Origin of the sequence: Amycolatopsis sp. CA-126428, assembly GCF_002904335.1 — a bacterium.
Taxonomy (GTDB): domain Bacteria; phylum Actinomycetota; class Actinomycetes; order Mycobacteriales; family Pseudonocardiaceae; genus Amycolatopsis.
Genome location: NZ_PPHF01000023.1, coordinates 37,453 through 49,583, shown reverse-complemented (window position 1 = coordinate 49,583; position 12,131 = coordinate 37,453). Strand labels below are relative to the sequence as shown.

Genomic DNA, 12,131 nt, shown 5'->3' with positions numbered 1-12,131 from the left:
GAACTCCCCCTCTTGCGTTTCCGAGAGGATATCGGGAATCGCCCGGGAGCTGGTCCGGCCCGGGCGCCATGGATCGGCAACTCCGGGGACGGAGGTGCATGCCGGCCGTCAAGGGACCGGGTGTTCGCGGGCGGACCAGGCCGCGGGCACGATCGCGATGAGGATTCCGGCGACGGCGATGGTCAGGGTCGCGCGCGTCCCCACCGACTCGGCGAAGACGCCCGCCGCCAGTGCGCCGAGTGGCATGGTTCCCCAGACGAGCACGCGCATGGTCGTGTGGACGCGGCCGCGCAGGGCGTCCGGTGTCAGGTGCTGGCGGCGGGTCATCACGATCACGTTGTAGGTCGTGCCGCCGGCGGCGTGGATGACGATTCCCGTGGCCGCCAGGACCAGGCCGATCGGGCCCGGTTGGGCGAGCGGGAGCAGCAGGTGGGGTGGCCAGGTCAGCAGCGGCACCAGCCAGTTGGCGCGAGCGGCGCCGAGGCGGCGGGTCCAGCGGCCGGTCGTCGCGGCGCCGATGACGCTGCCCACGCCAGACAGGGCCAGCAGCACGCCCGCGCCCGCCGCGTCCAGGTTCAGGTCGTGGGTGAAGAACAGAACTTCCATGGACATGATGCCCGCGGTGAAGAACGCGGCGATGGAACTCGCGACGGCCAGCGGACGGAGCTGGGGGTGGCCGACGATGTAGTGCAGCCCCTCGGCGATTTCGGTGCGCAGCCGCACCTTCCGCGGCCGCGGTGGTATCGGCGGCACCTCGGCCCGGACGCGCGAAAGGAGCGCGGCCGAAGCCAGGTAGCCCGCTCCGGTGAGCGCCAGCCCGGAGGCGGCACCGATCACGCGAGTGAGCACGCCACCGATGCCGGGCCCGGCGGCCGCGGCGACCGACAGGGTGACCTGCAGGCGCGCGTAGCCGGTTTCCAGGTTCTCCAGCCCGATCACCACCGGCAGGTACGCCTGGTAGGCGGCGTCGAAGAACACGGTCGCGACGCCGACGAGCACCACCGTGACGAGCAGCTGCCCGAAGTCCAGCACACCGGTCCAGCCCGCGACCGGGAGGCCGAAGAACAGCAGGGCCCGGACGAGGTCGGCGCCGACGAGGACCGCGCGGCGGCGGCGGGTCCGGTCGATCCAGGCACCGGCGGGCAGGCCGATGACCAGCAACGCCACGGTCTCCGCCGCGGTGAGCAGTCCCATCTGCAGCGGCGTGGCGCCGAGGGTGGTCGCGGCGAGCAGGGGCACCAGCGCGGTCGCGGCGGCCGTGCCGAGCTGCGAGGCGGCGTCCGCGCTCCACAGGAACCGGAACGCGCGATGCCCGCGCAGCCCGGCCGCCGACGTGGCCGCGTCCGGCGAGGCGTCGGTCATAGGCCCGGCTTCACCGGCGGGACCACCCGGCCGGGCGGTGGGCGTCGATCCGCGTGGTAGGGCAGGACGACGGCGTACCGGTCGTCCAGCCGCAGGGCGAGCTGGTGCGCCGCCAGCTGGTCGAGGAGATCCGCCGCGGCCCCGCCGGCCGGCGGCCGGTCCGTGCCGGCCAGGGTCCGGAACGTGCCTACCCAGGCGGTTTCGACGTGGACGCGGTTGATCGGCCCGCCCGGTCGGGTGTCGTGGATGAGCACGAACCCCGGGCCGTACCGGTAGGTGCAGAGGCCGACGTCGTGGGCCGCACGCCAGCGGCGAGCGAGTTCCCCGTCGTCCCGTGGTGGTGGCAGGTGGTACAAGGCGCGTTCGGGAATGGTGCCCGGCAACGACCCCCGCAAGGTCCAGTCCACCGGGACGAACGCCGCCGCGGCGGCCGCGAGCAAGCGCACCATCGTCGCGTCGCGGTGCGCGGATCCGCCGAAGGCGAACGGCTCCGGCAGCCGCAGCCGCTGCGCGCGCCCGGCCAGTTCGGCCACGACACCGAGTGCGGCGCCGGGATCGGCGTCGATGCGGCCGAGGTCGAGTTCGACCGTTTCGGGCCACGCCGGGTGCGGCGCGGACAGAGTGCGCATGTGGCTCCTTCTCAGGCGGACGGCGTGAGCACCGGCAACGGCAAGCGGGTTTTCCGCGCCGTGGCCGGCGAGGTGGCCAGGGTGATCCACAAGGTGCCGTCGGTGAACACCAGACCGGCCTCCGCGAGCCGGCGAAGCCAGCGGCCGAAGTCGTCCGGATCCCATTCGTGGTCCTGTTCGGCGAGGACCCGGAGGGGGGCGCGGCCGGTTTCCAGTGCTCGCCAGGCCGCGATTTCCCGCGGGTGCTCGAGCACGTGGTCGGCGGGCGCCCAGCCGTGGCGCCGGTCCCGGATCACCACGACGTCGCCGATGGTCCGGACGACCAGCGCACTCCCCGCATAGCCCGCGGTCCACGCGGCCAGCGCGTCGACCAGCGGCTTGACCTCCTCGGCCGTGAGCCCCTGGTCCGGGGTGTCGAAGGAGTAGACGAGCTCGGCGAGCCGCTCCGGGTCGTCGATGTCGTGGACGAGGCGCGACCCCGCCGCCGGGCGACGCTCGGTGAAGCCCTGCCGCGGGTCGTCGAAGTTCGGCGAAAACCGTTGCAGGGCAATCCGTGCCGCGCGACTGGGCGGTTGCAGGTGCACCAGGGCGGGCAGCTGGGCCACGACCGCGGCGTAGTCCGCCACGCGTTCGCCCGGAAACCCGTACAGCCAGTTCCAGGTGATGTTGAGCCCGGCCGAGGCACCGTCGCGCAGCATCCGCACGTTGTGGGCCCCGCGCACGCCCTTGCGCATCCGGTGCAGGACGTCGTCGACCAGGCTCTCGATGCCGGGCTGGACGTCCCACACCCCGGCGCTCCGCAGTGCGGCCACGTCCTCGATCTGCGCGTTGGCCTTGATTTCGTAGTGGATCCGCAGGTCGTGGCCCGCGTCGGCCAGCTCCGGCAGCGCCGACCGGTAGTACTCGTTCGGCAGGATGTTGTCGATCGTGGTGACGTCGAGGATCCGGTGCCGGCGCACGAGTCCGAGCACCTCATCCACAAAGGACTCGGCCGGCTTGGCCCGGTAGGCCATCGCGGTGCCGTTGAGGCCGCAGAAGACGCAGTGGTGTTTCGCGCCCCACCAGCAGCCGCGGGAGGACTCCACGACCAGCTCCGGTTCGACGCGGGCGGCGACGGAAGCGGGAACGGCGGCGAACCAGTCGTCGTAGTCCGGTGTCGTGATCGACGCCGGCGAGACCGGCCGGGACGGGCACGGGCTGACCCGGGTGGCGCCGTCGTCGTCACGCCGGCACAGCTGGGGCACGTCGTCGAGGCCGTCGCGGGTTCCGGTCGCATCGCATTCGGCGAGGGCCCGAAGCAGTTTAGGAAAAGTCACGTCCGCCTCGCCGCGCAGGACGTAGTCGACGAACGAATACTCCCGGTGCAGTGCCACGCCCATCGGGCCGTCGGTCGAGTAGCCGCCGACCAGGATCTGCACGCCGGGTCGCCGGTCCTTGATCCGCCGCGCCACCGCGAGGCTCGCGATGGTCTGGCTGAAGGTCGCGCTGAAGCCGACCAGTTCCGGCTCGTGGGCCAGAATGGCGTCGGCGGCCTGATCGGTGAATTCGTCCGCGAGCGCACGAGCCGCCGCGGCGATGCGGAAGGGCAGGCCGGCGCGGCCGGCCAGATCCTCCATGCCCGCATAGCCGAAATCGGATCCGTTCAGCGCGCCCGCGAAGATCCATTCGCCGAGCGAATGGTGGAACCCGGTGTCCGCCAATTCCGCGTAGTCGCCCACGGTCAAACCGGCCCGCAGCATCATCTCGGCGAAAGCGAGACTGCCGTGGTAGGAAACCGGGACCGGAAGTCCCGCCCGTTCGCACGCCGCGCGCAGGACGCCGAGTGCGAGGGAGGGGCGGTGCAGCGAGTGCCACGGCATCGACACCAGGCAGGTGCGCGGAACCCGCCCGCGGGGCATCGAAACGCCTGCTCCGCCGTTCAGTGCGGTTTCGCAGCGGTCGAACCGGGGCCGGCCTTTCCGGCTTCGTTGTACATGGTCACGCCGCGGCCGGTGCCGCCGCGTTCGTCACGCTCGGCAAGGGGCGTCACGGTGAGCGCGGACGCCGGAGCGAAACCCACCCGAACGCCGCAACTGGCCTCGGAACGGTCGCCGGATTCCGCGAGATTCGTCACCGTGAGTGCGGCAGCGGACGTGGATTTCATCTTTCCCCCTCGTTTCGATACGAATTCCGAAAATGGGTGACGCGCCGGTGAAGTCGTCCGCCCGCCAGCCCGCAGCTACAGGGTAATTCCCGCAGGCCTCGTCAGTAAAGCGCTTCCTCAGCCGAGGCTCTCCGAAGATCCGCCATTTCCCGGGTTCCGTGCCGGGACCGCGGACCTCCGCCGTCCCGAAACCATGCCGACGAAACCGGCTATCGCGGCGAGGAGCAGCGCGGCGGCCATGACGACGGTCCCGGCCACGGTGCCGGCGTTCGGTGAGACCAGGTTGGGGGTCAGCTGGCCGGCGAGGGTTCCGACGCCGGCGATCCAGAACGCGATGACCACGGCGAAGATCGGGTGCCACCACCAGCGGGACGTGGCCAGCATCAGCAATCCGGCCCCGGCGATGAACAGGATGCCGGGCGGGAACGGGATCCCGAACGACTGCTGGGCCGCCGAGAACCTGGCCGGGTCGGCGGCCCACTGGACGAGTAGCCCGGCGATGCCGCCGAGCAGCCCGGCGAACGAAACGAGGGTGCTCCGGCTGAGCCGTCGGAAACGGGACATGGTGTGCTCCTTCACGAACGGGAATCGGGGGTCCGGCGGGAAACGACGACCGCGGCCACCGCGAAGCCCGCGGCCGCGACGAAGCCGAGCATCTGCAGCCACGCGGCGGCGAAGTCCAGCACCTGGCCCGGCGTGGTCAGCCGGTGCACGAACTCCGGCGACGCGAGTCCGCCGAAGACGAACACCGCGCTCATGAGAACCACGAGCAGCGGGGTGAACCGCCACGGCACCAAGGCGACCAGCACCACGAACGCGGGGTAGACGATCGGTCCGGGGCCGTCGTAGCCGGTGGCTTCGTCGGCGATCGCGGCCAGGACCAGTGCCACGCAGGTGGCGATCAGGAACGTCCGGTGCCGGCCGGTGGCCCGCCCGATCGCGGTCCGGGCCGGCGGCGGGTTCGTGCGCGTTGTCACGGGATGTCCTCCTACCGGGGTAGCCGAAGCGGGCGTCGCCTCGGTGCTTCCAGCCTGGGGCCTGGAGCCGGTGACCACATCGGACGCAAAGCGGCGTTGCCGCCGGACGGGCTACGTCAGCTGACGTAGCCCGGGTGTCGCTTCGAAGCCGACGACAGGCGGCCGGCCGGGCGCCATGCTGGCGGGCATGCCTCTGGCTTCCGGCGCGCGGATCCCCCGGCTGGACGTCGTGTCCGCCGGGCTGTTCGCGGCCGCCGTGGTCGCCGGCACGATGGCCGTCCCATCGTCGGCGACCGCCCCGTCCCTCCCGCTGGACGCGCTCGGCGTGACGCTCCTGGTCGCGGCCGCGGCGGTGACGACGGGCCTGCGCCGCAGCATGCCACCGGTGGCGTTGACCGGCGCCGTGGTGCTGGTCAACGGCTATCTGCTGGCCGGCTATCCGTACGGGCCGGTGCTGCTGTGCCTGGTGATCGCGGTGTTCGAGACCGCCCGGCAGCGGACGCCGCTCCGGTCGGCGGCGGTCTGCGCGCCGGCCGCCGTGCTGTCGTCGGTGACCATCCTCGTCCGGGTGCTCAGCGACCGGCACGATCCCGGCCTGCTGGCGCTGGCCTGGTCGAGCTGGATCGTGCTGCCGTGGTCGCTGGGCGCGCTGGTCCACGTGCGGGACGCGGCCCGGCGGCGGGCTCGCCACGACCTCATCGCGCGCACGGCGCTCGAGGAACGGATCCGGCTGGCCGGGGAGGTGCACGACATCGCCGGGCACGGGTTCGCCCTGATCACCATGCAGGCCGGGCTGGCGTTGCTCGCCTTCGACGAGCAACCGGACCAGGCACGCCGCTCGCTGGAAGCCGTCCGCGACACCAGTGCGGGCGCGCTCGCCGACCTGCGCGGGATGCTGGCGGCGTTCCACCCGCGCGAAAGCGGCCTGACCGGGCTCGCCGCGTTGGTCGACCGGGTCCGGACCGGCGGTCTCCCGGTCGACGTCGCCGTCGAGGAGCCCGTTCCCGGGCCGCTGGCCGCCACCGTCTACCGCGTGGTGCAGGAAAGCCTGACCAACGTGCTGGTCCACGCCGGGCCCACGACCGCCCGCGTGACCGTCGGCAGGCGCGGGGGCGAACTGCTCGTCGAAGTGACCGACCGGGGCCGCGGGACGCCGTCGACGGTGGCGCCACCCGGGCGGGGCCTGACCGGCATGCGCCGCCGGATCGAAGAACTGCGCGGCCACCTGGAAACCGGTCCCCGCGACGGCGGCGGGTTCCGGGTCGCGGCCCGGGTTCCCCTGCCGCAGGCGGACTCGTGATCCGGGTGCTGCTCGCCGACGACCACCAGCTGGTCCGGATGGGCCTGCGGGCCCTGATCGACCGCGAAGACGACATGCGGGTCGTCGGCGAGGCGGACAACGGCACGCAAGCCCTGGCCCGGCTGCGGCGCGACCGGCCGGACGTCCTGCTGCTCGACATCCGGATGCCGGGCATGGACGGCCTCGAACTGCTGCGCCACATCGCGGCCGACCCGGCGCTGCACGCGGTGCGGGTCGTCGTCGTCACGACTTTCGAAATCGACCGCTACGTCTTCGAAGCGCTCGGCGCCGGCGCCGCCGGGTTCATCCTCAAGGACACCGCGCCCGCCGAGCTGGCCCACGCCGTCCGCGCCGCCGCCGGCGGGAACGCGCTGCTTTCACCGTCGGTGACCAGGCTGCTCGTGACCACGTTTGCCGAGCGGTGGTCCGCGCCGGCCACCGTCGACGGCCTCGACACCCTCACCGGCCGGGAACGCGAGATCGCCGCCTGGGTCGCCACCGGCCGGTCCAACGACGAGATCGCGGACGCGCTGTTCCTCTCGCCGGCGACGGTTCGCACCCACGTGGCCCGGGCGATGGCCAAGCTCAACGCCCGCACCCGTGCCCAGCTCGTCGTCCTCGCCGTCCGGGCCGGGCTCGCCGTACGGTCGTGACGGCAAGTCAACGTTCGCCGGGGTCAGCTGCCCGCGTGCCGCTGGATCGTTCGGCCTCGGTTTCCCGGCTCAGCCGGCTCCGCACCGGGCGGCGTTCGCTACGCCCGGCGGCCCGTCGGCCGTCGCGGCGCTCGCGTGAATCGGCTGTTCACGGGCCCGGCGGCGAGGCGGGGTTCCTCGCCGCCGGGGCCGATTGCGGCTCGATGTCGCCGCTCACCTGAAGACGTCGCTCACGGGACGCGGCCGCGGCGCTGACGCAAGGGGGTGATCAGCGGTTCCACTCGGTGGGGCGGCCGGGACGCGGACGACGGGTCGGCTGGGTCTGGGTGCGGGTGATGATCACGATGTACCTCCTGGTGGCGGGGCATGGTTGCCCGGTTCGGTGGTCACCCGGATGACGCACGACCGGGCGTGGCCATCCGGTTACAGTGGACATTCTGTTCCGGGGAGGGGGGCGGCACGCCGTGGGCCAGGCATCGTCACGCGATCGAGAATCCCCGCTGCGCGCCTTCCTGGTCCTCCCCCGCAGCCTGATCGCCTACGTGGGTGCCATCGTCGGCCTGACCGCGGCCGTCGTGGCCACCACCACGGCCGCCACCGCGGTGACCGGCACCGACTGGGCGTGGCTCGGCCTGCTGCTGGCCTGCGCGATCGCGCACCTGGAACTCACCCAAGGGCTGGAGCGGATCCGGGAACTGCCCGAGGGCACGCCCTACACCCACCTGCAGTCCACCTGGTACATCGCCGGGCTGCTCCTGCTGCCCCTGCCGCTGCAGGCCGTCCTCATCGCCGTCACCTTCACCTACGAGTGGTTCCGCGTCTTCGCCCGCCGCGCCCCGGTCCACCGGAAGGTGTTCTCCGCCTCGACCGTGCTACTCGGAGTAGCCGGTGCGACACTCGCCCTGTCCGCCCTCTACCCGGACGCCGCCGGGCCTTACATCACCGTGCTCGACGGCCCGCGCGGCGTGGCCGCGATCGTGGTGGCCGGGGCGATCTACCGGCTGGTCAACTACGGCCTGGTCGTCATCGCCATCATCATGGACAACCGCGACCAGCCCGCCCACCGCGCGCTCGGCCCGGCCAGCGACCAGCTGATCATCGCCGCCGCGATCGGCCTGGGCTACGTCTACGCCCTCGTCGCCGTCACCCGGCCCTGGACGCTGGTGTTCGTCCTGGTCCTCGTCGTCGGCCTGCACCTCGGGCTGCTGCTCCCCCAGTTCCAGCAAGCCGCCCGCACCGACCGGCGCACCCAGCTCGCCGACCCGACCTGGTGGCACGAAGTGGCCGAACGGGAACTCGAGCGCGCGGACCGGCTCGGCGACCACGTCGGGCTGCTCCTGCTGGACCTGGACCACTTCAAGCAGATCAACGACCGGTTCGGCCACCTCGCGGGTGACACGGTCCTGCGCGCCGTGGCCGACGCGCTCCGCGGCTGCGTCCGCGGCCACGGGCGCGACCTGGTCGGTCGCTGGGGCGGCGAGGAGTTCGTCGTCCTGCTGCCCGGCCTCGACCCCGCCGCGCTGACCGCGGTCGCCGAGCGCACCCGCGCCACGATCGCCGCGGTCACCGTGGACGCCATCGACCGCCGCACCGGCGAGCCGGCGGTGATCACCCTGACCGCCTCGATCGGCGCCGCGGTGTTCCCCGACCACGGCGGCGACCTCACCACCCTGCTGCTGGCCGTCGACGACGCCGTTTACCGCGCCAAGGACAACGGCCGCGACCGGACCGCCACCGCCAAGGCCCGGTAAGGCCGGCTGACGCCCCAGCAGGCTTGTCGTGGCGGCCGGTGTCCGCCGCACTTCAGTGCCGAGTCAGCGGGGCGGGACACGATCGAGGTAGGGGCCATCCCCTGACGCTGGCCATCACATCGAAGAGAGGCCTCCATTGGACACCGCCATCGACGACCGGTCCTACAAGCAGTACAGCTGGCTGTGGAGCATCCCCGAGATCATGGGCGCGCTGATCGGCGACGTCACGAACGCCCAGGTCACCCCGTGCTCCCGCAGCGCCGCGGCGAACCGCACCGGCACGACGACGGTCGCCGGGTCGACGCACAACCGGGCCCCGTTGAGCAGCGCGCCCCAGGTCTCCATGGTGGCGGCGTCGAACTCGAGCGGGCTGGCGTGCCGGACGTGGTCATCGGGCGCGAAGGCGAGGAAGTGCGGCTCGCGGACGATCCGGAAGATCCCGGCGTGTTCGACGAGCACGCCCTTGGGCTTACCGGTGGAGCCCGAGGTGAAGAGCACGTGCGCGAGCGGCGACCGCTCGTCCAGCGGCGGCGGCGCGGCGGCGGCGTCGGTCCCGCTCCCCCGCGCCTCGACCCGGGAGAGTTCGACGACCTCGACCCCATCGGGCGCGGCTGCGGCGATGAGGCCGACCTCGGCGGCCACGACGTCGTTGTCCGCGAGCAGCTCCCCGATCCGCTTACCCGGCGTGGCGGGGCTGATGGGCACGTAGGCACCCCCGGCCAGGGTGATCCCGACCGCGGCGACGACGGCGTCCACCCCGCGGGGAAAGGCCATGCCGACCAGGGTTTCCCGTTCCACCCGAGCCGCCGCGGCCCGGCGGCCACGGCGACGGCCCGGGCGCCCAGCTCCCGGTAGGTGAGCGTGGTTTCCCCACCGACGGCGACGGCGTCGGGCCGCCGCCGGACTTGGTCGAGGAAGCATTCGTCGAGACGGAGCGAACCCACGGACCCCCCTGACTCCGGCAACGCCTCGAAGTATCGGGAGCGGGTGGCAGCGGATCCCTGAACGCGAGCCGGCGACGGCCATCGACTCCCGGCAGGCCCGGAAGGTCAAGCCGACGCCGTCGCCGGTCGCGCTTGATCCGTCAGGGGCGGTGGCTGGTGTGGGTGAACTCCACAGTGGAATGCGTCGGCGGTTCCGAAGGCTTCTTCCGCTCCCGGCCGAAGACCAGGACCTTCGCCGGTTCGACGGCGAAGACCGGGATGTCGTGGTCGCCCTGGCGGAACCCGTTGCCGGTCGCCTCGTAAGCCCAGCTGCCGTCCCACTTCTGCCGCCACGCCTCGGCGAGCTTTTCGAGCGTCGGGCGGTCCGTGACGCGGCGGGCCGCGCCCTCGACCATCACGTCGAGGGAATCGTCCCAGGCGTTGCGGCCCGTGGTCAGCACGACGTTCGGGTTCGCCGTGAGGTTGAGGTACTTCTGCTCGTTCTCGCCGGTGGTGAAGTGGACCGCCCCGTCCAGCCACACCGCGACCAGCGGTGTCACGTGCGGCCGGCCGTCGGCACGGACGGTCGTGAGCCAGCTGATCTGGGCCTCTTCCAGCGCCCGCGTGGTTTCGGCCCAGCTGGTGGCCTCGGAGTCGGGATCGCTGAACCGTTCGTCGAGCCGGGTTTCCATCATCACTCCGTTCGGTCGGTCACGGATGCCGCGTAGGCGGCGTGGAGGCGCTCGGTGACGGTCGGGCCGTCCGGCGCCTCCCCGCGGCGGGTGCCGAGGTGAGTCTCGCGCAGTTCGTCCATGAAGGCTTCCCACAGCGGCGGACCGCCGGCGGTGAGCACTTCCGCGCGGGCGGCGTAGGCGTCGGCCACGGGCAGGTGCCGCACCCCCCACGCACTGAGCTGCACGAGCACCGGGACGAGGTCGATCGCGCGGTCGGTCAGGCTGTAGGTGACCTTCTGCTTGTGCGACGCGTCCCCGGCCCGGGTGAGCAGCCCGTGCTCGACGAGCGCGGCCAGCCGGTCGGCCAGCACGTTCGACGAGATCCGTTCCGCACCGCCGAGCAGCTCCCGGAAGTGCCGCGCCCCGCCGAAAACGACGTCACGCAGGACGAGCAGCGTCCACCGGTCGCCGAAGATCTCCAGCGACAGGTTGATCGGACACCGCGACCGCGCTTCCTTCACCGCTCTCACCTCGAAACTGGTTGCATTACGAGAGCAGTAGTACCCCGGAACGACCGGCGGTAAACGGTCAGGCGTTCGCGGGCGTGGCGTGGTCGTAAAGCCCGCGGAACGCCCGCGATGCCGTCCACTGCAGTGCTCCGGCCACCGCGCCGGTGACGATCGTCAGGTTGACCAGGTAGTGCACGGCGGCGAAGTACACGACGAACGCCGCGCCGCGCTGGTGGCGGACGAAGCGGTACATCCCGCTGTCCCCCGCGATGGACGCGGCGATGAGAACGCCGGGCAGAAGCAGCCCCCACGGGCCGACGAACGCCGTCGCGAGCGCCGGGACCGAGGCCGCGGCGGCCAGGCTCGCCCATGCCCGCTCCGGTGTCTCGAAGCCGGTGGCGAACCGCCGCCGGCGGGCGTACAGCGGGATGCGCAGGCGGGCACGGTGGAACAGCTTGCGCAGCAGGATCCGCAGGTGCGGGTCGTGGGCGTGCTTCCCGTGCACTTCGGGGGTGAGCCGCAGCCGGTAGCGCCGCGACAACCGGTGCCCGAAGTCGACCTCTTCGGTCTGCTTGAGCCGGGGGTTGAATTCGCCGATCTCGTCGTGCACCTTGGCCGGGATCGCGCACAGCGACGGGAACAAGAACGACACCGCGCCCTGGGAGCTCACCGACCAGTAGTAGTACTGCAGCCCGCGGTACCGCGCGATCAGGGTGGGTTCGACGAGCGGTTCCGGATCCTGGATGCCGCACACCGCGCCCGTGTCCGGCTCCGCTTCGAGGATGCGGACGGCGGTGGCGACCGCGTCGGGGGCGAGCGCCACGTCGGAGTCGACGTAGAAGATGACGTCGCCGCGTGCGCGGGCCCGGCCGGCGTTGCGGGCGACGCCGCAGCCGCCGTTCACGCCGGTCGCGACGACGTGCGCGCCGTGGGCACGGGCCACCGCGACCGAGTCGTCGGTGCTGCCGTCGTCGGAGACGATCACCTCGAGGTCCGGGTAGGTCTGGGCCGACAGCGCCGACAGGCACTGCGGCAGCGTCCCGGCCCCGTTGTGGTTGGGCACGACGATCGAGACCAGCTGCCCCATGGCAGACCTCCAGCTGCTCGGTGAAGAACTGACTCCCCGAGTGCAGCCCGGCCGTCTGCCACAACCCTCTCACCGCGATCCCCCTCCCCTCGCCCACCGGTGAGAGGTCCGCGAAAGCCGTCG

The 12,131-nt window shown here is 72.4% G+C and carries 13 protein-coding genes; 3 read left to right on the top strand and 10 right to left on the bottom strand.

All coding sequences use genetic code 11. The features are described 5' to 3' along the window. Nucleotides 1-108: 108 nt before the first annotated feature. The 6 genes from C2L58_RS06170 to C2L58_RS06145 all read right to left on the bottom strand — a co-directional run bounded on the left by C2L58_RS06170 (nucleotide 109) and on the right by C2L58_RS06145 (nucleotide 5,111). Nucleotides 109-1,362, bottom strand: coding sequence for an MFS transporter (locus tag C2L58_RS06170; RefSeq protein WP_103336556.1), 1,254 nt, complete (start codon nucleotides 1,360-1,362; stop codon nucleotides 109-111). Beyond that, nucleotides 1,359-1,991, bottom strand: coding sequence for a DUF5825 family protein (locus C2L58_RS06165; protein ID WP_103336555.1), 633 nt, complete (start codon nucleotides 1,989-1,991; stop codon nucleotides 1,359-1,361). The genes C2L58_RS06170 and C2L58_RS06165 overlap by 4 nt, the downstream gene beginning before the upstream one ends. 11 nt (nucleotides 1,992-2,002) lie before the next feature. After that, entirely contained in the window at nucleotides 2,003-3,889 is a 1,887-nt protein-coding gene (locus tag C2L58_RS06160; protein WP_103336553.1) for a RiPP maturation radical SAM C-methyltransferase, read from the bottom strand. Nucleotides 3,890-3,909: 20 nt separating this feature from the next. After that, nucleotides 3,910-4,134, bottom strand: a complete 225-nt coding sequence (locus C2L58_RS06155) for a hypothetical protein (RefSeq protein ID WP_103336552.1) — start codon at nucleotides 4,132-4,134, stop codon at nucleotides 3,910-3,912. 117 nt (nucleotides 4,135-4,251) lie between these two features. Next, nucleotides 4,252-4,698 (bottom strand): hypothetical protein, encoded by a 447-nt coding sequence (locus C2L58_RS06150; RefSeq protein ID WP_103336550.1) that lies wholly within the window; start codon nucleotides 4,696-4,698, stop codon nucleotides 4,252-4,254. An 11-nt stretch (nucleotides 4,699-4,709) separates the two neighbouring features. After that, on the bottom strand, nucleotides 4,710-5,111 hold the full coding sequence (locus tag C2L58_RS06145; RefSeq protein ID WP_199191119.1) for a hypothetical protein: 402 nt from the start codon (nucleotides 5,109-5,111) through the stop codon (nucleotides 4,710-4,712). Between the two features lie 187 nt (nucleotides 5,112-5,298). Between C2L58_RS06145 and C2L58_RS06140 the strand changes: the two genes are divergently transcribed. The 3 genes from C2L58_RS06140 (at nucleotide 5,299) to C2L58_RS06130 (ending at nucleotide 8,815) form a co-directional block, all read left to right on the top strand. Continuing rightward, nucleotides 5,299-6,411: a sensor histidine kinase gene (locus tag C2L58_RS06140; protein WP_199191118.1), complete on the top strand. Its 1,113-nt coding sequence runs from the start codon at nucleotides 5,299-5,301 to the stop codon at nucleotides 6,409-6,411. Then, nucleotides 6,408-7,064 (top strand): response regulator, encoded by a 657-nt coding sequence (locus tag C2L58_RS06135; RefSeq protein ID WP_103336547.1) that lies wholly within the window; start codon nucleotides 6,408-6,410, stop codon nucleotides 7,062-7,064. The genes C2L58_RS06140 and C2L58_RS06135 overlap by 4 nt, the downstream gene beginning before the upstream one ends. Nucleotides 7,065-7,528: 464 nt before the next feature. Then, the gene (locus C2L58_RS06130; protein ID WP_233225578.1) at nucleotides 7,529-8,815 is read left to right on the top strand and encodes a GGDEF domain-containing protein; all 1,287 of its coding nucleotides are present in this window, start codon (nucleotides 7,529-7,531) and stop codon (nucleotides 8,813-8,815) included. Nucleotides 8,816-8,977: 162 nt separating this feature from the next. On the opposite strand, the gene C2L58_RS06125 is transcribed toward C2L58_RS06130, so the two are convergent. The 4 genes from C2L58_RS06125 to C2L58_RS06110 form a co-directional block, all read right to left on the bottom strand. After that, nucleotides 8,978-9,736 (bottom strand): AMP-binding protein, encoded by a 759-nt coding sequence (locus tag C2L58_RS06125; protein ID WP_255410512.1) that lies wholly within the window; start codon nucleotides 9,734-9,736, stop codon nucleotides 8,978-8,980. Between the two features lie 163 nt (nucleotides 9,737-9,899). After that, complete coding sequence (locus tag C2L58_RS06120; protein WP_103336544.1) at nucleotides 9,900-10,430, bottom strand: pyridoxamine 5'-phosphate oxidase family protein; 531 nt, start codon at nucleotides 10,428-10,430, stop codon at nucleotides 9,900-9,902. Between the two features lie 2 nt (nucleotides 10,431-10,432). Then, a complete protein-coding gene (locus tag C2L58_RS06115; RefSeq protein WP_103336543.1) occupies nucleotides 10,433-10,933 on the bottom strand; it encodes a winged helix-turn-helix transcriptional regulator in 501 nt (166 codons plus the stop codon). Between the two features lie 67 nt (nucleotides 10,934-11,000). Further along, nucleotides 11,001-12,008 (bottom strand): glycosyltransferase family A protein, encoded by a 1,008-nt coding sequence (locus C2L58_RS06110; protein ID WP_103336541.1) that lies wholly within the window; start codon nucleotides 12,006-12,008, stop codon nucleotides 11,001-11,003. Between the last annotated feature and the right edge of the window lie 123 nt (nucleotides 12,009-12,131).

Bases quoted from the DNA above. Each gene is read 5' to 3' on its own strand.
- C2L58_RS06150 (WP_103336550.1), bottom strand. From the start codon at position 4,698: ATGTCCCGTTTCCGACGGCTCAGCCGGAGCACCCTCGTTTCGTTCGCC.
- C2L58_RS06155 (WP_103336552.1), bottom strand. From the start codon at position 4,134: ATGAAATCCACGTCCGCTGCCGCACTCACGGTGACGAATCTCGCGGAA.
- C2L58_RS06140 (WP_199191118.1), top strand. From the start codon at position 5,299: ATGCCTCTGGCTTCCGGCGCGCGGATCCCCCGGCTGGACGTCGTGTCC.
- C2L58_RS06170 (WP_103336556.1), bottom strand. From the start codon at position 1,362: ATGACCGACGCCTCGCCGGACGCGGCCACGTCGGCGGCCGGGCTGCGC.
- C2L58_RS06125 (WP_255410512.1), bottom strand. From the start codon at position 9,736: ATGCTTCCTCGACCAAGTCCGGCGGCGGCCCGACGCCGTCGCCGTCGG.
- C2L58_RS06160 (WP_103336553.1), bottom strand. From the start codon at position 3,889: ATGCCCCGCGGGCGGGTTCCGCGCACCTGCCTGGTGTCGATGCCGTGG.
- C2L58_RS06110 (WP_103336541.1), bottom strand. From the start codon at position 12,008: ATGGGGCAGCTGGTCTCGATCGTCGTGCCCAACCACAACGGGGCCGGG.
- C2L58_RS06120 (WP_103336544.1), bottom strand. From the start codon at position 10,430: ATGGAAACCCGGCTCGACGAACGGTTCAGCGATCCCGACTCCGAGGCC.
- C2L58_RS06165 (WP_103336555.1), bottom strand. From the start codon at position 1,991: ATGCGCACTCTGTCCGCGCCGCACCCGGCGTGGCCCGAAACGGTCGAA.